The following is a 20,990-nucleotide window of genomic DNA, read 5'->3' as shown; positions in this document are numbered from 1 at the left end:
GGTCAGTCTCCCGTCACGGGGATGGTGCGCGCGGCGACCTTGCGCCACTCGCTGTCGAGGGTGGCCAGCGCGGCCTGCGCGTTCCCGTCGTAGAGGAACTGCTGGACGGTCGGGGTGAGGGGGATGCTCGGCGGGATCTGGTGGTCGATGAACCCGGCGAGCCGCCCCTCGTCGAAGTACGGCTTCACGGACTGGAGTGCGGGTTCGTCGCTGATCTGCGTCCCCTTCACGGACGGGATCATGTTCTGCGATGCGGCGAACTTCTCCTGGACGTCCTTCTGGAACAGGTAGTTCACGAACCGCATGGCCGCGTCGTGCTTCGCACCGTTCTTCGGGACCGTGACGGCGACGTCGACGCCGGACACGAGGACCCGGTCGTCGGGGTCCTCGGTCGCCGGGTAGGGGAAGATGCCGGCCTGGATGTCGGGGTTGACGGCCTTGACCGGGCTCAGCGCCCAGATGCCCTGCAGGAGCATCGCGACCTCACCGTTCGCGAACGCCGCGTTCCCTTCGTCGTAGGTCTTCCCGCGGTACCCGTCCTGCATGTACGAGTACAGCTGCGCCTGCTGGTCGAGCGTCGTGGCGAAGTCCTTCTCGAAGGACACCGGCGACGCCTTGCCGACGCCCTCGCCCTGCTCGCGCATCTTGTCGAAGAAGCCGCCCTGCGCGGGGTAGGCACCGAGGCCGTTGAACGACGGCATCGCGGTCCAGGAGTCGCCGAGAGTGCCGTAGAACGGGGTGATCCCCGCTGCCTTCAGCTTCTCGCAGACCTCGATGAGCTCGTTCCACGTCTCGGGGACCTCCAGCCCCTGCTGCTCGAAGATGGCCTGGTTGTAGATGACCCCGTCGGCGTTGTTGACGTACGCCAGACCGTTGACCTCGTCACCGTGGGTCCCGAGGTCACGCATGATGTCCTGGACCGCAGGGTTGATCGTGTCGAGCAGCGGGTCGTCGGAGAAGTCGTGGAACACGCCGGCCTGAGCCAGCTTGCCGAAGTTCCCGCTCGCGTTGAGCGTGATGACGTCGGGCGCCTTGCCCTTCACGAGCAGGGTCCGGATCGCCGTGTCGGCGTCTGCGACCTGGTTCTGCACGACGTGGATGTCGGGGTTCTCGGCCTCGAAGTCCGTGATGATCTGGTTGAAGTCCTCGAGCGCCTCGCCCTTGAACTGGAAGAAGTTCAGCTCGGTCGCGTCGTCGGACGGGCCGGACGCGCATCCGCCGACCGCAGCCAGTGCGGCAACGAGCACGGCGGCCGCGAGCGGTCGCCCGCGTCTCCTCGTGGGGTGTCTCATCGTGCGCCTCCTCGCGCTTGATGGAGCAGCAGGTCAGGCGGTGGCCGTGAGCTCGACCACCGTGGACTGCTGCGGGAACTGCACAGGGGGCCGGACGCCGACGGCGTCGAGCTCGTGGCCGGTCAGCGCGACAGGGTGTGCGCGCCAGGCCAGGGGTGACTGGGCGGCGTCGTGCCCAGGGCCGGTGGGGTCGAGGGTGCGGAGCCGGTAGCGGCGTGCCGGGTCGAGGCCCGGCAGCCGGACGCGGCCCGGCGGGTAGGCCGCGGTCGTCGCCGTCTGCGTGATGGTGAAGACCGCGCTGCTCAGGTCCGCTGCGACGATGCCGCGCACGTCGATGCCGGGGTCCGTGTGGTCCACATCGACCGTGCGTCCGCTCGCGACGAGGGGACGGATCTGCTTGGCGTAGGCCACCCAGGACGCGATGCGGCCGCGAGTGCTCTCGTCCGTCGCGGTGAGGTCCCACTCGATGCCGAAGTGCCCGAACAGGGCGACCGCGGCAGAGAAGTCGACGTCGACCGTCCGGCCGGTCGAGTGCACGACGGGGCTCGTGAGATGCATGCCCATCATCTCCGGCGGCACCACCAGAGCCGTGTACCGCTGGTTGTCCAGCCGCTCGAGCGGGTCGAGGGTGTCGCTGGTCCAGATCCGGTCCGTGCGCTCGAGGATCCCCAGGTCGACGCGCGCGCCGCCCGATGCGCAGCTCTCGATCTCCAGGCCGGGGTGCGCCTGCTTGAGGGAGTCCATCAACCGGTACAGCGCCAGGGTGTGCTCGTGGACTCGGGCGACGCCCTGCGGACCGCTTCCGGCGTCCACGAGGTCGCGGTTGTGGTCCCACTTGAGGTACGTGATCGGGTACTCGTCGAGCAGCGCGTTCAGCCGCTGCGCGATGTAGTCGTACGCCTCGGGGTGAGTGAGGTCGACGACCTGCTGGTGCCTGGCTGACGGCGGCATGCCCATGCGTCCGCGCATGATCCAGTCTGGATGCGCACGCGCGAGATCGCTGTCCGGGCTGACCATCTCCGGCTCGACCCAGAGCCCGAACTCCATGCCGAGCGACCGGACGTGGTCGACGAGCGGGTGCAGCCCGTGGGGCCACACCTGCGTGTCGACGTACCAGCTGCCGAGGCTGGTCGTGTCGTCCCGGCGGCCGTCGAACCATCCGTCGTCGAGGACGAACCGCTCGACGCCCACCTGCGCCGCCACGTCCGCGAGCGCCGTGAGACGGCCGAGGTCCTGGTCGAAGTACACGGCCTCCCAGGTGTTCAGCGTGACGGGTCGGGGGCGCCGGGGATGGGCCGGGCGGCGGCGCCACTCGTCGTGGAACCGATGGGACAGTGCGTTGAGCCCGTCCCCCCAGGACCCGATGACCGTCGGCGACGTGAGCGAGGCGCCCGGGGCCAGGAGGACCTCGCCCGCGACGAGCAGCTCGCCGCCCATGAGCACGGCGTCGCCGGTGGAGGACCGCTCGGCGAGCACCCGGTGGTTGCCGCTCCAGGCGACGTGGATCCCGTGGACGCGTCCCCGTTCGAACCCGAAGCCGGGACGGCCCGCCGCGAGGAGCAGGGTCGAGTCGGCGCCCGGCCGCCCGCGACGGCTCTCGCGCACGTGCGCGCCGTGGGTGAACCCGCGCCGCTGAGGCGAGCGTTCCCGCAGGTGACGGCCGGTGGTGTCGAGCAGCTCGGTGGCGTCCCACGGCACCGGGAACGACAGGGCGAGCGACTGGACCGTGTACGCGGTGGTGCCCGTGTTGCGCAGGGTGATCCGTTGGTGGACCAGGCCGGCGGGACCGACCCGGAGCTCCAGCTGGGCGCCGAGGCCGGCTTCGTCGTCGACGAGCGAGAGCAGTGCCCGGTGGTCGTTGGCCTGCACGTCGACCAGCCGGAGCAGGACGCTGAACGAGGCGCCGTCTCGGTGTCCCTCGATGCCGGGCGTGCCGAGCCACCCACCGGCGGGGGTGGGCACGAGTGTGGGGCGGGCGGGCTCGTCGAGGCCTCCCGACACGCGCTGCGGCCGCGCCGCGACGGCGAGGTCGGCGAGGCTGGCATCGGTGGAGCCGACGAGCTCCTCGCCCCAGTGCACGAGCGTCGGGTGCGGTGCGGTGCCGAGGTCGAGCACGACGCTGGTGCCTCCACGGTGCAGGTGCAGCACGTGCCCTGTCGCCGGCGCGGGGGTGCCGACGGCGTCGTCGCGGTCGGTCGAGGGGGAGGGGTGGCTCATGCATTAGTTCTAACATGAAAAAAAGAACTGCCGCAAGAGATCGTGCGCAGCCGGATCCGCGCGTGCGCCGCGAGTGTTGGTGCCATGATGGAACCAATGCAGCCGCACGAGAGCATGCTCACCGAGACCGAGAAGGCCCTCGCCCGGGCCGTCCTCATCCATGGGCCGATCTCACGCACCGCCCTGACCAGCCGGCTCAACCTGTCCGCGCCGAGCCTCACGCGCCTCGCGAAGCCGTTCCTCGACCACGGCCTGATGGTCCAGCTCGAGGACAAGTCCGGGTCGGTCGGCCGTCCCGCACAGCCCCTCGACGTCGCCCCGGGTCTCGCGTCGTTCGCCGGTGCCAAGCTCACGGGTGATGCTGTGCACGTCGTTGCGACCGACGTCCGTGCCGGGCTCCTCGCCACCGGCACGCGGCCGCTCACCGGGACCGAGCCCGCCAGCGTCGCCGCTGACCTCGTGGCCGCTGTCCGCGCGTTGGGCGTCTCCCGGATCGCCGGGGTGGGGGTGTCGCTCGGTGGAACCGTCCGGGACGGCCGCGTCGAGTTCGCACCGTTCCTCGGCTGGCACGACGTCGCGTTCGCCGAGCTCGTCGAGGCGGGGCTGGGAGTGCCGACTGTCCTCGAGAACGACCTCGTCGCGCTCGCCGAGGCCGAGCGGTGGTTCGGCCTGGGCCGAGACATCCCAGGCTTCGTCGTCCTGACCATCGGCGCTGGCATCGGCTACGCCCTCGTCGTCAACGGTGAGGTGGTCCGGTCGCCGGATGCGGGCGTGGGGCTCGGCGGCCACATCCCCCTGAGTGCGACCGGACCCGTCTGCCAGGAGGGTCACCGGGGGTGCGCCCAGGCGATGCTCACGTCAGGGTCGATCGCGTCGCAGGTGTCCGCGGCCCTGCAGCGCGCCGTCACCTACGAGGAGGTCCTGGAACTCGCCGCCGTCGGCGACCCGGCCGCGCGGACGGTCGTCGACTCGGCCGCAGACGCGCTCGGTCGGTTCGTCGCGCTGGCCGCCAACCTCACGCTGCAGCCGGCGGTCGTGCTCGCGGGTGACGGCATCGGCCTCATGTCGGTGGCCGACGACCGGGTCCGTGCTGCACTGGCCGCCAACCGTGACCCGCGCGCCACGAAGGTCGAGCTGTACGTCGACGAGTCCAGCTTCACCGCCTGGGCTCGCGGGGCCGCGGCCGTGGCCATCCAGTACGCGTTCGACCGGATCCGCTTCGACCGGCCCGGGACCGGGTTGCTGACTCCCTGAGCGCGCACCTGCTTCTTCCAGCAGCCCGTCCGTGTGCGAATGCGTGCGCAACAGAACTCGTCGACCGCATCTGCGGCTACGCTGCGTGCGTGGCAACGTTCCGGATCAAAGAGGCAGCCGACCTGCTCGGCGTCAGCGCAGACACCGTGCGCCGCTGGGCCGAGAGTGGTCGGATCGAGACGACGACAGACGCCTCCGGTCGGCAGGCGGTCGACGGTGCGGCGTTGGCACGGTTCGCGGAGGAGCTCGCGCGCGACGCCGCACAGCTCGCTCCCGGTGACATCGCGGCGGCGTCGGTCCGCAACCGGTTCACGGGCCTGGTGACCCGCGTCGTCAAGGACACCGTGATGGCCCAGGTCGAGATCCAGTCGGGGCCGCACCGCTTCGTGTCCCTGATGAGCCGCGAGGCCGCCGACGAGCTGCGTCTGGAGCCCGGCGTGCTCGCCGTCGCGGCGGTCAAGGCGACGAACGTGTCCGTCGAGATCCCGCGCGCGCACTGACCGTCGAGGAGCTCGCTGATGCGTCGTCGTCCCGTTCCCGTGCTCGTCGCCGTGGTCATCGGCTTCGGCGCGGGGCTCAGCCTCGCCGGGTGCTCGGACGCCTCGGACCTCGGGGCCACCACCTCCGGCACGCCGTCCGGTGCTCCGGGGCTCGACGGTCAGATCACGGTCCTCGCGGCCGCGTCGCTCACCGAGTCGTTCACCACGATCGGCGAGCAGTTCGAGGAGGCGAACCCGGGTGTGACGGTGACGTTCAGCTTCGCCGCGAGCTCGACGCTGGCCGCCCAGATCGCCGACGGAGCCCCCGCCGACGTCTTCGCGTCGGCCAGTGCGGCGACGATGGACGACGTCGTCGCTGCCGGTGCGGCCGCCTCGCCCGTGGTCTTCGCGACGAACAGCATGGAGATCGTGGTCCCACCGGCGAACCCCGGCCGGGTCGCGGACCTGGACGACCTGAGCGACCCGGCGGTGACGACTGCCCTGTGCCAGCCGCAGGTGCCCTGCGGTGCGACGGCCGCGAAGGTCTTCACCAGCGCGGCCATCACGGTCACCCCCGTCACGCTCGAGCCGGACGTCAAGTCGGTGCTCAGCAAGGTGCAGCTCGGTGAGGTGGACGCGGGCGTGGTGTACGTGACCGACGTGGTCGCCGCGGGCGAGAAGGTCACGGGCATCGAGATCCCGGACGACGTCAACGCCTCGACGAGCTACCAGGTCGCGTCGCTGGCCCGCAGCGAGCACGCCGACGTCGCGGCAGCGTTCGTGGACTTCGTCCTCTCGTCCGACGCTGCGGACGTGCTGTCCACGCTCGGCTTCCAGAAGCCCTGACCGGAGGACAAGACGATGCCATCGACGCTCAGCCCGCAGGAGCGCGCGCGCCGAGCGACCACCGGGGGAGGGTCGCGGTCGGCGCCGCTCCCGCTCCTGCTACCGGCGCTCGTGGGGATCCTCTTCCTGGTGGTCCCGCTGGCCGGCCTCGCCATCCGCGCGCCCTGGGGCGACGCGTGGACGATCCTGCACGGGTCGGCGGCGGGCGAGGCGCTGCGGCTGTCGCTGTGGACCTCGACCACGGCCACGGCGATCTCGCTGGCGGTCGGTGTGCCGATGGCGTGGGTCCTGGCGCGCACGGAGTTCCCCGGTCTTCGGGTGGTGCGCGCCCTGGTCACGCTCCCGCTGGTGCTGCCGCCCGTCGTCGGTGGCGTCGCGCTGCTCCTCGCGTTCGGGCGCACCGGGTTCGTGGGGCAGCTCCTCGACCAGTGGTTCGGCATCACCCTGCCCTTCACGTCGGCGGCCGTCGTCATCGCCCAGACGTTCGTCGCGATGCCCTTCCTCGTCGTGACCGTCGAAGGCGCGCTCCGGTCCGCGGACCGCGGACTCGACGAGGCCGCGGCGGCGCTCGGTGCGAGCCGCATGACCGTGTTCCGGCGGGTCACGATGCCCCTGATCGGGCCGTCGCTCGTGGCCGGTGCGGTGCTCTGCTGGGCACGCGCGCTCGGAGAGTTCGGGGCCACGATCACGTTCGCCGGCAGCTTTCCCGGCCGCACGCAGACCCTGCCCATCGCGGTGTACTACGCCCTCGAGACCGAGCCCGACGCCGCGATCCTGCTCAGCCTCGTCCTGCTCCTCGTGTCGGTCGCGGTGCTCGTCGCCCTGCGTGACAGGTGGCTCCGGGGTGGGGTCGCCGCATGACGGCCGGGCTCGCGGTTCGGGCACGAGTGGCCCGCGGCGGCTTCACGCTCGACGTGGACCTCGTCGCCGCGCCAGGTGAGGTCGTGGCGGTCCTCGGTCCCAACGGGTCAGGGAAGTCGACGCTGCTCCGCGCGCTCGCAGGCCTCACGCCGATCTCCGGCGGCCAGGTCCTGCTCGACGGGGCGGTGCTGGACGACGCCGGGACCGGCACCTTCGTCGAGGCCGCCGACCGGCCCGTCGGGCTCGTCTTCCAGAACTACCGGCTCTTCCCCCACCTCAGCGTGCGGGACAACGTCGCGTTCTCTCCGCGCGCACGGGGGATGAGCCGTTCCGACGCCCGTACGACGGCCGACCGGTGGCTGGCCCGGCTCGGCCTGACCGAGCTGTCCGGGCGGCGGCCCGGCGACCTGTCCGGTGGCCAGGCGCAACGCGTGGCCCTGGGTCGCGCCCTCGCGGGTGACCCGGCCCTGCTGCTGCTCGACGAGCCGCTGTCCGCCCTCGACGCGCGCACGAGGCTCGACGTGCAGTCCGAGCTCAAGCGTCACCTGTCCAGCTTCGACGGACCCTGCCTCGTCGTGACGCACGACCCCGTGGAGGCCCTCGTCCTGGCCGACCGCCTGGTCGTGCTCGAGCACGGGCGGATCGTCCAGGAAGGCAGCCCGGCGGACGTCGCGCGCCGGCCTGCCACGGAGTACGTCGCCAAGCTCGTCGGCCTGAACCTCTACACGGGGACCGCCGACGGCGACCAGGTCACGCTCGACGCGGGCGGGACGTTCGTCGTCCCCGACCACGGTCAGCACGGCGCCGTCCTCGTCGCGCTGCGCCCGTCTGCCGTGATCGTCAGCCCGCACCGTCCGGACGTCTCCAGCGCACGCAACACCTGGCCGGCCACGATCGAGGGCCTCACGCTGCTCACCGACCGGGTCCGCCTCGACCTGCACGGTGAGCCGTCGGTCCTCGTGGACGTGACCCCGGCAGCCGTCGCCGACCTCGGCCTGCGACCCGGGGGACAGGTGTGGCTGTCGGCCAAGGCCACCGAGCTCGAGGTCTACGGCCCGTCAGCCCCCCGCACGGCCGTGGTCCCGGATCCAGTCCCGTAGCTGCGCGAACTGCGGGGTCACTGCGCCGTCGACGGCAGAGAGCACCACGACCGACCCGTCGGTGTCCTCGACGGTGATCTCGTACGACTGGGCGTCACGGCGCAGACCCGGCCCGTCATCGTCCGCTGCCGGGTCGCGCGCATCCGCGGCCTTCACCAGCTGGTGCAGGTCCTGCTGCGCGGCCTCGTCCAGGTCGTCCGCTTCGACGACCGTCGGGGGCGGAGCGAACGGTGCCGCCATGCCCCCGGCGGTCTGGAGGGTGACCTTCGTGGCCACGGTGCCTCCCTCAGTTGTGCGGCAGCGCGCGCGTCATACGGGTTCCCTGGTCGACTCGCGCACGAGCGTCGTCAGAGCGTCGATGCTCGCAGAGATGCGGTCCAGCCGCTCCGTGAGGTCCGGCATCGGGTCCACCGCGGCCACCGACGCCGAGACGGACGCCTTGGGGCGCACGACCTTGACGCCGACCTGCTTCCACGCGTCCGCCACGGCGCTCGCCTCCGTCGAGGACGCCCCGTACAGGTGGCCGGCCTTCTCGAGGGTGATCTGCGCGAACTCCGCGAAGTCGGTCCTCGGGCGTGACGCCTTGAGGGCCTCGAACCAGATGTGGCCCGGTGCCTGCCACGCGTACCCGCCGATCGCGGTCGCGACGAGGTAGAACGCCTTGTTGGGGATCCCGGAGTTGTAGTGCACGCCGCCCCAGTCACCGGAACCGGTGTCGGGCAGGACGATGAAGTCCTTCATGTGCGCCGGCTGCTGGTCGTGGCCGAGCGTCGGGTTGTCGTAGGCCGTGCCGGGAGCCTTGAGGGACCGGAGCGCGTCACCCGCGAAGCCGGGCGTGAAGATGTCGTTCCCGATGAGCCAGTCGGCGTCCTCCGCGGTCTGGTGCTGCCCGTACTGCTTGACCAGCGAGCCGAACACGTCGGAGACCGACTCGTTGAGGGCGCCCGGCTGGACGTGGTACTCGAGACCGGCGACCGCCTCGGTCACGCCGTGCGTGAGCTCGTGCGCGATCACGTCGATGGAACCGGTCAGATCGGAGAAGATCCGGCCGTCCCCGTCGCCGAAGACCATCTGCCGGCCGTCCCAGAACGCGTTGTTGAACGCCGTCCCGTAGTGCACGTAGCCGTCGAGCCGGCCACCCCGCCCGTCGATGGCGTTGCGGCCCAGGACGTCGAGGTAGAACGTGCGGGTCAGGCCGAGCCCGTCGAACGCCTGGTTGACCGACGCGTCGGCGACGGCCTGCCCCTTCTCGGACCGCGCGAGCGGGCCTGCGGTGTTCTCCCGGTGCTCGGTGTCGAAGATGCGCCGTGTGCCGGTGCCCGGTGCGGACAACAGCGCGGCAGCGGCGAACGGCGCGGCGGTCAGACGCTCACCGCGCAGCTGGGCGCTGGTCAGCAGGGTCCGCCGTGCCGCGTCGCTGATCTGAGGATCGGGTGACTCCAGAAGCTTCTCGAGCAGGAAAGGCGGTGTGATGCAGTTGGCGTGCTCCTTGGTGCTCATGACTACCCCCCTCGGGTGCCTGCGAAAAGGTTGCGACTGGAAGAGGTCGGCCAGAACCGCCTGATACCGGTGCAGCACCCGTGGGGGGTAGTCCCGAGCCGTGCGCTACTGGAACGTGAACCAGTTGACGTTGACGTAGTCGGCCGGCTGCCCGGAGTCGAACGTCAGGTACACGGTGTGCGTGCCCGTGGTGGGCACGATGTTGGCCGGCACGGTCTGCCAGCTCTGCCAGCCGCCCGTGCTGGCGATCGCGAAGCTGCCGATCGACGGACCCGTGAGGCTGTCGAGACGCACGTTGACCAGCCCGCTGATGCCGCCGGCCGCACCGGACGCCACCCGGGCGACGAGGGTCGACCGCGCCGTTGCGCCGAAGCTCACGTTGTCGAACCGGATGTGGTCGCCGTTCGCGATCCAGCCGACGTCCTGGCCGCCGTCGACGTCCTGCGTGGTCTCCTTCGCGACTCCGGCCATGCCGTTGTAGGCCTCGGCCTGGATCCGTGACGTGGCGTCCACACCGCCCGTCGACGTACCCGTGGTCGTGACCGCGACGGCGTTGCTGGCGCCGGACCGGTTGCCTGCCGCGTCGTACGCCCGCACGGTGAACGTGTAGGCCGTCGACGCCGCGAGACCGGTCGCGGTGTACGTCCGCCCGGCGGTCGAGCCGACGACCGTCCCGTTGCGGAGCACCTCGTACCCCGTGACGGCGACGTTGTCGGTCGAGGCGGTCCACCCGAGCGTCGTCGCCGACGACGTGGTGCCCGAGGCGGCCAGACCGTACGGCGCGGACGGTGCCGTGGTGTCACCGCCGGACCCGGCCGTCGTGACGGTGACCGTGGCGCTGCTCGCGGAGCGGTTGCCTGCCGCGTCGAGCGCCCGGACCGTGAAGCCGTACGCCGTCGACGGGCTCAGGCCCGTCGCCGCGTAGGTGGTCCCGGACACGGTGCCGACGACTGCGCCGGCCCGAAGGACCTCGTACCCGGTGACGCCGACGGCGTCGGTCGAGGCCGACCAGGCGAGGTTGGTCGACGTGGACGTCGTCCCGGAGGCGGTCAGGCCCGTCGGGGTCGACGGTGCGGTCGTGTCCGCGGGCGGTGCCGTGGTGTTCGAGCTGGCCACGGACCTGGCCGGGACCGCAAGGGTGACGCCGTTGGAGAACGTCACGGTGATCGCCGACCCGCTCGGGTTCGCGGCCTGGTACGTCCGCACCCCGTTCTTCACGAACACCGCGTGCAGCGGCGTGTTCGCGGTGACCGACCTGTCCACGGTCCCCAGCCCGGCGAGGTTCTTGAGCCAGTAGAACGTGTGCGCCCGGGACTCGCCTTCCTCGATCGCGTAGGAGTCGGCCTGGGATCGGAACTGGGTCAGCGCCGTCGGGGCGTCGGCCAGCGCCTGGAACTCCCAGAGGATGTCCTTCCACACCGTCGCGGGCCCGCCGTTGTTGCGTTCCAGCTCGGCGAGGTTGCGCGTGATGTACGCCGGGTCGTACCCGAGGTACAGGTGCCCGCCGGTGCTGGGCAGCAGGTTGATGCCCTGGATCATCTCGGGCTCGGCGGAGAACCACGTGGAGTACGAGCCCCCGTCGCCCCACACCATGCCGACCGTCGAGTGCCCGAACGCCGCCGGGAACGCCTCGTCGTCGGTGTCGAACCAGTAGTTCTGGATGGCCGACGCCTGCGTCGTGTACAGGTAGATACCGAGGTCACGGACCGTCTTGTTGCCGGTCGTCTGCCCCCACTGGATGAGGCCGCTGGCGAAGTTCATGCCCTCCGACGACGACTCCTGGTTGTTCCCCGCGGCGAAGGCCCCGTGCCCTGCGGCCCAGTCGTGCCCCGCGTAGATGTCGAAGTCCCGCAGGAACGGGAACCGCGTGTCGGACCGGTCCCAGTTGGCTGCGTCCTTGATGACGGTGTTGAGCATGCCGCCGTACGCCGAGTCGGCCGCCCACGCCGGGTCGAACTCCGCCACCGTCGCCGCACCGACCACGAAGTAGCCGTAGTGGAAGTGGTGGTCGTTCAGGTCCGTGTCGGAGCCGTACGACGCGGGGTAGCCGATCAGGGTGCCCCACGACTTGTTGTACCAGAACGACCTGGTCGTCTCCCCGGGTGAGGCCGTGAGCCAGTCGGAGAGCCGGGTCCTCATGGCGCCGACCAGCTGGTCGCGCGCGGCCGGCTTCCCGGTCATGTTCGCGATCTGGGCCGCCTGCGAGATCCGCCCGAAGGCCTTGCCGGTCCAGTAGGTGTCGTCTCCGAACCCGGCGAACGGGTCGCCCGTGGCCACCTGGTCGACGTAGCTGCCCAGCTGGGCGGCGTCCGCCGACCCGGCCGGGAACCCGGTGTTGGCCAGCTGGGGGAGCACACCGTTGAACGGCGTGACGGTCTGGAACTGCGAGCTCCCGACGACGACCCTCATCGGGCCGCGCGGGGAGACGTAGGAGTACCCGGTCAGGTTCGCACCGGACAGGTTGTCCCGCTGGTGGGGGTACAGCGCGTACACGGTGCCGGTGCCGGATCCCTGCTTCGCCGTCGTGGTGAAGGCGTAGGACGCGGTCATGCGCGCGGTGGCCTCGTCGTACGACCACGTCACCTTGGTGCCGGTCACGTGGTTGTGGGCGTACGGAGCGAAGGCGTTGAGCGCGGCGACGCGGTCGGCCGCGCTGCTGCTCGGCGTGGTCGGAAGCACGGCGACCGAGAAGAACGAGCCGCCGTTGAGCGACGAGCTGATCGTGTTGCCCGAGACCGACCAGGTGGAGCCGGTCGGGCCGAACGCGGCGTAGTCGTGCCCGTTGATGGTGTAGCCGACGGCCGCGTTCCCGTTGCTCCACACCGTCGGGGCCGCGGCTCCGGTCAGCGTCGCGTTCCCGCCGGTCTTCGTCGCGTACACGAACGGCAGGCCGTGCCCGAACGTGGTCCGGAGGCTGCTGCTGCCGTTGGTCCACAGCTCGCTGACCGTCCAGTCGGAGTACCCGTCGACCTTGCCATCGGCGGACAGCCCGGCGATGCCCAGGCGGAAGTCCTCGGCGTACGGGTAGTGGTACTCGCCGACGCCGGTCGCGGTGCCCGAGATGGTCGCGGTCGTCGGGTAGCTCACGCCGAGCCCGTCGGTGAACGCGTGCAGCGCCAGGGGGTGGGCCATGAGGTTCTCGGAGATCGACGCACAGTTGAACTTGCGCCACAGCAGCGACGTCCACCAGTCGTTGGTGGGGACCGCGCCCGCCGGGAAGTTCGCCGTGACGTGCGCCTTGGGGTCCGTCACCGGTGCGTCGTTGCACTCGGTGGGCACCGCGCCGCCGGTCGGTGTCCCCTCCGCGTAGCTCCCGGAGCCGACGCCGACGGCCGCAGCTGCCCGGGGCAGCGGGAGGACCATCACCTGCACGAGATAAGCCAGCAAGGCGCCGGCCACGATCATGGCCACCCACCGGCGACCGCCCTGAACAGTCCATGGCCCCGTGCGCTCGAGGCCTGCTTGACTTGACATTGAGTTGTCTCCACGCTCGCTGCTTCGCGCCACGGCCGACGGGGTTGTCGACCGCAGCGGGACCGCTGGCGAGGTGACGGAACGTCTCACGACGGCCGTCCAGGACGGACTCGGTGCCTGCTTCAGCGACCGAGGTCGAGCAGGGTTGCCCCGATGGGAGCGCTCCCTCCACGCTGAGGTGCCCCGCCCGTTGGAACGTGTCGGCACTGACGTGTGCCAACAGGCTGCAAACCCAGAGTCGCTCAGCATGTCGATGAGGTCAAGTGCAAGCATTGCTGAAGACATCACCCGCGGTGACGACGGAGCGTGTCGCGGCGCGTGCTGGGGTCGCCGGCTGGGTCAGCCGAGCCGGTTGCGCCGGTGCGATCCCTGCGTCTGGAGCACGAAGCGGAACAGCACGTCCATGTCCTTCTCCGCAAGGTCGACGAAGCGGCAGCCGTACTGGATCAGCTTGTTGCCGGTGTGCTGCACGCGGAGCACCTCGGCGTCGAGCGGGACGATGCGGTCGGTGGCCGGGAACTCGAACACGACCCGCTCGTCGTCGGTGAGCTCGGTGGTCGTGGAGATGCGCATGCCGTGCGCGCTGATGTCGACGACCACGAACGAGATGTCGCGCGTGGTCCCGTCCGGTGACACGGCGACGCCGGTGCACAGCTGCGCGATGTTCACCCGCGCGACCTTGCGCTTCTGCAGCATCGAGGTGAGCTCGAGACCCTGGATGCGCACCGTCGTCACGCCGACCTGCGAGACGTAGCCGGCGTACCTGACCTCACCGCGCACGTCGTCGAGCACGAGCGCCTGGACGTCGTCGCCGGTGCGGAAGGTGCCCATGACACCCCGCTCTGCGGCAAAGGTCAGGTTCCCGTCCGCGCACGTCACCACGTAGCCGGCGAGCTCTCGGTCGCCAGCCTCGAGGGTGCAGTGTGCGAGGTCGTGCATGGTCAGGTCTGTCCCGTCCGATCGGCGCGGCCGCACTCTGCGGCAAGGGCTACTGGTCCTGCGAACGTCCAATCGGCTGTTCGGGGGCGTTCTTGAGGTTCGGCCGCGAGTCAGTCCGTGGTGGGCTGCAGTGCGGCACGCAGCGTGCGCAAGAGGTGCGCCAGTCGTTCGAGGTCCGGCTCGGGCAGGAGCCCGCCCAAGGTGTCGCGCGTGGCGGCCTCGAACACCGGGGTGGCGCCGTCGACCGCGGTCGCGCCGTCGGCAGTCAGTGACAGCACGGACGAGCGTCGGTCGGTGGGGTCCACCGTGCGCCGGCACCAGCCCTGCTCCTCCAGGCGGTCCACGGCCTTGCTCGCCGCACCGACCGTGATGGAGATCGTCCGCGAGATGTCGAGCACGCGGCAGCCCGGTACGTCGCGGATCAGGCTGAGCACCTCGAGCTGCGGCAGCGTGAGGCCGCCGGCGTCCTTGAGACGCGCGTCCACGCCGTTGTAGAGCCGCGTCTCGACGCGGACGAGGTCGATGAGCACCGACCCGAGATCGACCGCCATGAGTCCACCCTCTCGAGAAATAGATTCCTGGGAATGCATCCCGCCTCCAGATGGTTGCCCAGGAATCTATCTCGAGGTCACCAGGAGGCCGACATGTCCCAGGACCAGCTCACCGCCATCGACGTCGCACTGCGCAGCGGATCCCAAGGCCCTGCCTCCCTCGCGGAGCAGCGCGCCGGCTTCGAGCAGTTCGCTTCGCGCCCGGTCGAGCCGGACGTCCAGGTCACCGACGTCCGGCTCGGCGGGGTGCCGGCGCTGCGGCTGGAGCCGGAGCGCGCAAAGACCGCGGTGCTGCTCTACCTGCACGGCGGCGGCTACCTCAAGGGGTCCGCTCGCTCCGGCGCCGGACTGGCGACCGCCCTGGCCCGCCGCGCGCACGCGGTCGCCTACTCGCTCGACTACCGCCTCGCGCCGGAGCACCCGTTCCCCGCCGCCCTCGACGACGGCCTCGCGGCATACCGGGCGCTGCTGGACTCCGGGCACGACGCGTCGCAGGTGGTGGTCGCGGGCGACTCGGCCGGCGGTGGCCTCGCACTCGCGCTGTTGCTCTCCGCACGGGACCACGGCCTGCGGCAGCCTGCGGCCGTCGCCCTCATGTCGCCGTGGGTAGACCTGACCCTCGCGGGGGAGAGCCTGCACTCCAAGGAGGCGGACGACGCGATCTTCGACGCGGTGGACATCGCCGAGTACGCGTCCACGTACGTCGCAGAGCACGATCCCGGCGACCCACGCGTGAGCCCGCTCCTGGCCGACCTCCGTGGGCTGCCCCCGATGCTCGTCCAGGTGGGGACCAACGAGGTCCTGCTCGACGACTCGACCCGGCTCGCGACGCGCGCAGCCGCGGCGCACCTGGACGTGACGCTCGAGGTCGTCGCCCGGGCGCCCCACGTGTTCCAGCACTTCGCCGGCCGGCTCGACGAGGCCGACCGCGCGCTCGACCGCGCGGGGCGGTTCCTGGCGAGCCACGTGAGGGCCAGCGGCTCGTAGGAGGCGACGGCCGCAGCTGCCTGGTTCATCCGGCGCAGCTCCTCATCCTCGGCCTCGACCGGCCGATCGGACGGCGGGGCCTCTCCTGAGGCCGACCGGGTGGTCGCGTCGCGACCCATGACCCCACGGACGACCGGAGGTGACGATTGGCTGCGACCTCGCGCCGCCGGCTCGCGACCCTTCCTGGACCGCCCTGGTTGGTCTTCCTCGTCGCCGGCCTCGTCGTCACCGGCATGGTCATGGTCGTTCCCGGCTGGCCCGGTGAGGTCCTCTGGGACGTCGTTCCGGTGCTGGGCGTCGTCGCGATGGTGATCGGGGTACGCCGTCGGCGTCCCGCCGCCCCTGCGGCGTGGTGGTGGCTCATCGCCGGCACAGCGTGGTGGGCGGCAACAGACCTGCTCTGGACCACGTGGTACGTCGTCGTCGGGGATGACGACCTGGTCCCGCTCTGGCTCGACGGGGTCTACGCGCTCACCTACCCGCTGCTGACGATCGGCCTGTGCCTGCTGCCCCGCAACTCCCTGCGCAGCAGGCACGAGAGCGCGACGAAGGACGCCTTCGTCGTGGTCGTCGGCATGGGCCTCCTCTACTGGGCGCTGGTGTACCGCAGCTTCCTCGGTGACGACGTGCTGGCCGATCCGGGACGCCTGATCGCCGTCGCCTCGTTGGCGATGGGACTGGGCGTCCTGTTCATGGGCTCGCGGCTGTGGTTCCGCTACGGCAACGGCAACGTCGCCTACGCCCTCGTGGGCGCCGGCATCTGCGCATCCACGGTCGCGGACATGCTCTACACCGTGACGCTCATGGGCGACGGCAGCCCGGGCATCTCGTTGCTCGACACGTCGCTCGCCGAAGGCATCGGGAGCGCGAGCTGGCTCGTGTGGTTCGTGCTCTTCGGCGCCGCCGCGCTGCACCCCGGTGTCAAGGGCTCGGCCGACGCCGTGCCCAGCGTCGGACTGACCGTGGCCCGAGGTGGCGTCTTCGTCGTCATCTCGACGGTCGGCCCGCTCACGTTCCTCCTGACCTTCCGGCCCGGCTCGCTCGTGACGGTGGCCTGGTCCGACCTCGCCGTGCCGCTGGTCACCGTCTCGCTGCTCTCCGCGTTCCTCGTCGCACGTCTGGTCGCAGGGACCAGCATCGCGCAGCGGCGCGCCATCCAGCTGGACCGTCAGTCGGCCGAGCTCTCGCAGGCGTTGACCGAGCAGAGCGGGCTCCAGCGGCTCCTCCTGCACCAGGCGCAGCACGACTCGCTGACCGGGCTGGGCAACCGCGCCTACTTCACCGAACGCCTCTCGACCGTGCCGACCGGAGACGACACGCGCCGCGCCGTCCTCATGGTCGACCTCGACGGGTTCAAGGACGCCAACGACGAGCACGGCCACCCGGTCGGGGACGAGCTGCTCGTCCACGTGGGACGCCGGCTCCGTGAAGTCGTCTACCAGGGCGACACGGTTGCCCGCCTCGGTGGCGACGAGTTCGCCGTCGTGCTCGAGCGGGTCAGCGAGGACGAGGCCGTCGCGGTCGCCGGGAAGGTGGTCCGCGCGCTGGCCGAGGTCTTCGTGGTGGACGGGCGCGCGCTTCGGATCACCGCAAGCGTCGGCGTCCGCCTCGTCGACCGCTCCGACGCCTCGCAGGAGGTGCTGCGCGACGCCGACCTCGCGCTCTACGCGGCGAAGGCTGCGGGCAAGAACCAGGTTCGGGTGTTCCACACCGGGCTGCGGGTCGAGCAGCTCGGTCGGCTCCAGCTGGCGGAGGAGCTCCGGCACGCGGTGAGCCGCGACGAGATCATCGTGCGGTACCAGCCCGTCGTCTCCCTCGACGACCACCGGGTCGTCGCGGTGGAGGCGTTGGCGCGCTGGGAAGCGCCGGGCGGGCTCGTGATGCCGGACCAGTTCATCCCTGTCGCCGAGGACACCGGGCTCATCGTGCCGATCGGCGAGCACGTGCTGCGTCGGGCGTGCCTGGACGCACGGCCCTGGTTCGACCAGCACGGCGTCGTACTGCACGTCAACGTGTCAGGGCGTCAGCTGCGGCGGCCGGACATCGTATCGACGGTGCTGGATGCGCTCGAGGCGGCGGGTCTGCCGGGGAGCGCCCTCGTGGTCGAGCTCACCGAGACGACCCTGCTCGGCCCCGGCCGAGGGGAGAGCTCGCTCGGCGTCGCGCACCTGGCGGAGCTGCGTGCACACGGCGTGCGCGTCGCCATCGACGACTTCGGGACCGGCTACTCGTCGCTCGCCTACCTGCAGGACCTCCCTGTCGACATCGTCAAGATCGACGGAGCGTTCACCCAGCTGTCGTCGGGCTCCGACCCGGAGGCCCGTCGGCGCCGTGCGCTCGCTCGCGCGATCGTCGACCTGTGCGCGAGCCTGGAGCTGCCCGCCGTCGCCGAGCAGATCGAGACCACCGAGGCGGCCGACGCCTTGCGGGGACTGGGCTGCGAGCACGGTCAGGGCTACCTGTTCGGCCGGCCCGTGCCCGCCACCGAGATCGGGGCGGCGCTGGGTGCTCGCCCGCTGATCCCCACGCCGTCGCGGCCCCCGGCCGACGAGCTCGTGGCACCCACGCGCCCCGTCGAGGTCGCCTGAGCTGCTTCGCGCTGAGGTGCGGCGACGAGAGGAGCCGCCTGGGCGCTCGGCGACGACGGGCAGCGTTGTCGGGGGTCGCCCGTAGCCTGCCCGCCATGACCTCGACCGACTTCGACTTCCTGCACGGCGAGTGGGCAGTGCAGAACCGCCGGCTCCGCGACGTCACCGACCCCGACGGCACGGTGTGGGTGGAGTTCGTCGGCGTCGGCACCTGCGAGCCGGTGCTCTCAGGCGGCGGGAACGTCGATCGCCTCATCGTCCACGAGTCGCCGCTCGGCGCGTTCGAGGGACTGGCGCTACGGCTGTACTCGCCCGACGAGGACCTGTGGCGCATCTGGTGGAGCTCCGATCGCGCTCCGGGCGTGCTCGACGAGCCGGTGGTCGGAAGGTTCGTCGACGGCCACGGCGTGTTCGACGCGGTGCAGCGGATCCGGGACACCGACGTGCTGGTGCGGTTCGAGTGGTTCACCGAGCAGCCGGACCCACGGTGGCAGCAGGCCTTCTCGTGGGACGGCGGGTCGACGTGGGCGGTCAACTGGGAGATGACGTTCCTGCGCGGCAGCGGTCCCGCGCAGAGTTAGCCCGCCCTTTCGCCACACGCGAGCGGTCGGCCGCAGGAGAATGCTGGAAAATCGAGCCGAGCTGCCGATAGGCCACTCGGGCGTCGACTGACGCACCGCTCGTGGCACTCGTCTCCCCGATGGAGGGGTCGTGGCTCTCACAGATGCCGACTCAGACGCGGTTTTGGCGCGCCTGAGCGGGCACGACGAGCCCGTCCTGGACGAGGCGGCACGCACGTCTGCGCGGGTGTCCCGCGAGCTCGTCCTGGTGCCGGAGTTCGGACCGCTGGACGGGCTGTCCGACGTGGCGCACGAGAGCTACCTCGAAGGGTTCTCCACCCGGGCTGTGGCGCAGTGCCGCCAGTGGGTCCTCGTCACGGACGCCGCAGGCGACCATTCCACCTCGCGCTACCTGCGCTACATCGAGGCGATCGCCCTGCAGGAGCTCGGTGAGCACCGCACCGCCGTCGCGGCCGCCCAGGCGCTCCTGCACACCCTGGGCGAGGAGCCCATGCCCGCGTGGCGGGCCAAGGCGCTCGCGGTGATCGCGGAGGCCAGCAACCACCTGGGGGAGCACAGCGTCTCCATCGCCGCGATGGCTGAGGCGGACTGGTTGCTCCAGGACGTCCCGGCCGGCAGCTACGGCCACCTGTCGGCGAGCATGGCGGTGGCCCTGGCGATGCGGTCGGCACACCTGGTCGAGCAGTCGGAGGCCGCGCTCGCCGCGATCACGCGCGACAACCAGCCCGAGCCGCAGCTCCTCGTCGCCCAGGAGTCGGCGCTGCTGAGCGCGTACTGGGCGACCGCCCTGATCACCCAGGGGCGCGCGGACGAGGCCGCCGCCCACCTCGTGCGGACCCTCGGCCGGGCGACGTGGATGCGCCGGCTCGCGCGCAGAGCGTCCCTGCCGTCGATGGAGGCCCGTGCCGGGGTCATCGAGGCGTACGCACTGCTGCACCTGGGCGAGGCGGACCTGGCGTTCAGCCGCGCCCGGGCCGCCGCGGAGGGCTTCTCCGCCCGGCCGGAGCTCCTCGAGACGCACCTGCTGCACCTCGTCCTGGCCCGAGCGCACTGCGCCGCGAAGGACTACCGCGCGGCGACGGAACAGCTCGACGCCGTGCTCGAGGCGACGCAGAGCCCGAGCCGGGCGGTGTGGGCGGCGAACGCTCGCGCCGAGATGGCCGACCTCATGGTCGCCGAGCACGGACCTCAACCGGCGATGGACCTGTGGCGGCAGACCGCCCAGGCGGCCCTCGAGCGGGAGTGGGCCGAACGAGAGGCCCGCTACTCCGCGCTGCGCGACCGGCACGACCTGCGCCGCCTGGCGTCGGAGACCTTCCGGGCCGGCCGCGCGGCCGGTCAGGACCCCTTGACGCAGCTCGCCAACCGCAGAGGTCTCCCGGAGGCGTTCGCCGCGGCGCCGGTCGGGGCGTGGGCGGTCTTCATCGACATCGACAACTTCAAGCTCGTCAACGACACGTGGTCCCACTCGGTCGGCGACCTTGTCCTGCAGACCGTCGCGGAGATCCTGCGTGCCGCGTCGCGCCGCGGCGACGTGGTCGCGCGCTACGGCGGGGACGAGTTCGTCATCCTGCCCAGCGAGGGAGCGATGGCTGCCCAGACGGTTGCCCGGCGCGTCCACGAGTTCGTCCGGCGCCGTGCCTGGGGTGAGCTCGCACCTGGTCTCGCCGTCACCGTCTCGGTGGGCGTCGGACCACTCCTCGAGGGTGACCACCCGCTGCATGCCGCCGACCTCGCGCTGCTCGCCGCCAAAGAGGCCGGCAAGGACCGGGTCGTCGTCGCCGAGGCCTGACGTGTGCGCCGCTCGCGGTGGGCGGGCTCACCGTTCTCCGGGTGCGGCATCCCACGCGAAGATGCGCACAGGTGACTCCTGCCCGGCCAGCGACCGGTAGAACGCGAGTGCCTCGTCGTCATCCTCGTCGGCCGGCACGAAGACCTCGGTGATGCCCGTCTCGGCAGCCTGGGCGCGCAGGGTGACGACCAGCTGCCTGCCGATGCCCTGCCGCCGGAAGTCGCCGTGGACCGCCAGGTCGTAGACGAAGAGCTCCGCGGAGGGCGACCGGGTCATCGGGATCGTGTGCGCGGTGATCCCGCCGACCACGCGATCGCCCGAGAACGCGGCGACCGCCCAGAAGGAGTCCGAGCACAGCAGCCGGTCGACCTGGTCGTCGCTGAGCGGTTCGGCAGGTTCGTCGATCGCCGCGGCCATGGTGGCGAACATCGCGCGAGCGTGGTCGCCGTCGCCCCGGGTGAGGCGCCTGGTCGTCACGCGGCTCATGGACCGATCATCTCGAACGCGCGGACGAGGAGGAAGCGACAGT

At 71.3% G+C, this 20,990-nt stretch carries 17 protein-coding genes; 9 read left to right on the top strand and 8 right to left on the bottom strand.

Annotated elements, in window-relative coordinates; translation table 11 throughout:
- Positions 1-2: 2 nt before the first annotated feature.
- Both N553_RS0104705 and N553_RS0104700 read right to left on the bottom strand, forming a co-directional pair.
- The gene (locus N553_RS0104705) at positions 3-1,292 is read right to left on the bottom strand and encodes an ABC transporter substrate-binding protein (protein ID WP_028045571.1); all 1,290 of its coding nucleotides are present in this window, start codon (positions 1,290-1,292) and stop codon (positions 3-5) included.
- Between the two features lie 33 nt (positions 1,293-1,325).
- Positions 1,326-3,509, bottom strand: coding sequence for an alpha-galactosidase (locus N553_RS0104700; protein WP_051639825.1), 2,184 nt, complete (start codon positions 3,507-3,509; stop codon positions 1,326-1,328).
- An 84-nt stretch (positions 3,510-3,593) separates the two neighbouring features.
- On the opposite strand from N553_RS0104700, the gene N553_RS0104695 reads away from it, so the two are divergent.
- The 5 genes from N553_RS0104695 to N553_RS21110 all read left to right on the top strand — a co-directional run bounded on the left by N553_RS0104695 (position 3,594) and on the right by N553_RS21110 (position 8,049).
- Positions 3,594-4,763, top strand: coding sequence for an ROK family protein (locus tag N553_RS0104695; RefSeq protein WP_231505162.1), 1,170 nt, complete (start codon positions 3,594-3,596; stop codon positions 4,761-4,763).
- A gap of 89 nt (positions 4,764-4,852) precedes the next feature.
- Positions 4,853-5,263 carry a molybdopterin-binding protein gene (locus N553_RS0104690; RefSeq protein WP_028045568.1) on the top strand — a complete coding sequence of 137 codons (411 nt, stop codon included), beginning with the start codon at positions 4,853-4,855 and terminating at the stop codon, positions 5,261-5,263.
- A gap of 18 nt (positions 5,264-5,281) precedes the next feature.
- On the top strand, positions 5,282-6,088 hold the full coding sequence (modA, locus tag N553_RS0104685) for a molybdate ABC transporter substrate-binding protein (protein WP_028045567.1): 807 nt from the start codon (positions 5,282-5,284) through the stop codon (positions 6,086-6,088).
- Positions 6,089-6,103: 15 nt separating this feature from the next.
- Positions 6,104-6,949 (top strand): ABC transporter permease, encoded by an 846-nt coding sequence (locus N553_RS0104680; protein WP_028045566.1) that lies wholly within the window; start codon positions 6,104-6,106, stop codon positions 6,947-6,949.
- Complete coding sequence (locus tag N553_RS21110) at positions 6,946-8,049, top strand: ABC transporter ATP-binding protein (RefSeq protein ID WP_051640006.1); 1,104 nt, start codon at positions 6,946-6,948, stop codon at positions 8,047-8,049. Before N553_RS0104680 ends, N553_RS21110 begins: the two co-directional genes overlap by 4 nt.
- Here the strand turns inward: N553_RS21110 and N553_RS0104670 are convergent.
- The 5 genes from N553_RS0104670 to N553_RS0104650 form a co-directional block, all read right to left on the bottom strand.
- The gene (locus tag N553_RS0104670) at positions 8,008-8,325 is read right to left on the bottom strand and encodes a protealysin inhibitor emfourin (protein WP_028045565.1); all 318 of its coding nucleotides are present in this window, start codon (positions 8,323-8,325) and stop codon (positions 8,008-8,010) included. The genes N553_RS21110 and N553_RS0104670 overlap by 42 nt on opposite strands.
- A gap of 33 nt (positions 8,326-8,358) precedes the next feature.
- Positions 8,359-9,549 (bottom strand): M4 family metallopeptidase, encoded by a 1,191-nt coding sequence (locus tag N553_RS21105; RefSeq protein WP_034620632.1) that lies wholly within the window; start codon positions 9,547-9,549, stop codon positions 8,359-8,361.
- A 105-nt stretch (positions 9,550-9,654) separates the two neighbouring features.
- Positions 9,655-12,954 carry a glycosyl hydrolase gene (locus N553_RS0104660; protein WP_231505161.1) on the bottom strand — a complete coding sequence of 1,100 codons (3,300 nt, stop codon included), beginning with the start codon at positions 12,952-12,954 and terminating at the stop codon, positions 9,655-9,657.
- Between the two features lie 408 nt (positions 12,955-13,362).
- A complete protein-coding gene (locus tag N553_RS0104655) occupies positions 13,363-13,962 on the bottom strand; it encodes a PilZ domain-containing protein (protein ID WP_034620629.1) in 600 nt (199 codons plus the stop codon).
- 110 nt (positions 13,963-14,072) lie between these two features.
- The gene (locus N553_RS0104650) at positions 14,073-14,513 is read right to left on the bottom strand and encodes a MarR family winged helix-turn-helix transcriptional regulator (protein WP_028045562.1); all 441 of its coding nucleotides are present in this window, start codon (positions 14,511-14,513) and stop codon (positions 14,073-14,075) included.
- Positions 14,514-14,606: 93 nt separating this feature from the next.
- Here N553_RS0104650 and N553_RS0104645 point away from each other — a divergent pair, with 93 nt between their 5' ends.
- The 4 genes from N553_RS0104645 to N553_RS0104630 all read left to right on the top strand — a co-directional run bounded on the left by N553_RS0104645 (position 14,607) and on the right by N553_RS0104630 (position 20,461).
- Positions 14,607-15,500: an alpha/beta hydrolase gene (locus tag N553_RS0104645; RefSeq protein WP_028045561.1), complete on the top strand. Its 894-nt coding sequence runs from the start codon at positions 14,607-14,609 to the stop codon at positions 15,498-15,500.
- A gap of 146 nt (positions 15,501-15,646) precedes the next feature.
- A complete protein-coding gene (locus N553_RS21100) occupies positions 15,647-18,088 on the top strand; it encodes a bifunctional diguanylate cyclase/phosphodiesterase (RefSeq protein WP_231505160.1) in 2,442 nt (813 codons plus the stop codon).
- A gap of 95 nt (positions 18,089-18,183) precedes the next feature.
- A complete protein-coding gene (locus N553_RS0104635) occupies positions 18,184-18,669 on the top strand; it encodes a hypothetical protein (RefSeq protein WP_028045560.1) in 486 nt (161 codons plus the stop codon).
- Positions 18,670-18,799: 130 nt separating this feature from the next.
- Positions 18,800-20,461 carry a diguanylate cyclase gene (locus N553_RS0104630; protein ID WP_156043701.1) on the top strand — a complete coding sequence of 554 codons (1,662 nt, stop codon included), beginning with the start codon at positions 18,800-18,802 and terminating at the stop codon, positions 20,459-20,461.
- Between the two features lie 27 nt (positions 20,462-20,488).
- On the opposite strand, the gene N553_RS21095 is transcribed toward N553_RS0104630, so the two are convergent.
- A complete protein-coding gene (locus N553_RS21095) occupies positions 20,489-20,947 on the bottom strand; it encodes a GNAT family N-acetyltransferase (protein WP_051639824.1) in 459 nt (152 codons plus the stop codon).
- Positions 20,948-20,990: the final 43 nt, after the last annotated feature.

Source organism: Cellulomonas sp. URHE0023 (assembly GCF_000688475.1).
Classification (GTDB): domain Bacteria; phylum Actinomycetota; class Actinomycetes; order Actinomycetales; family Cellulomonadaceae; genus Cellulomonas.
This window is presented reverse-complemented; position numbering and strand designations above follow the sequence as displayed.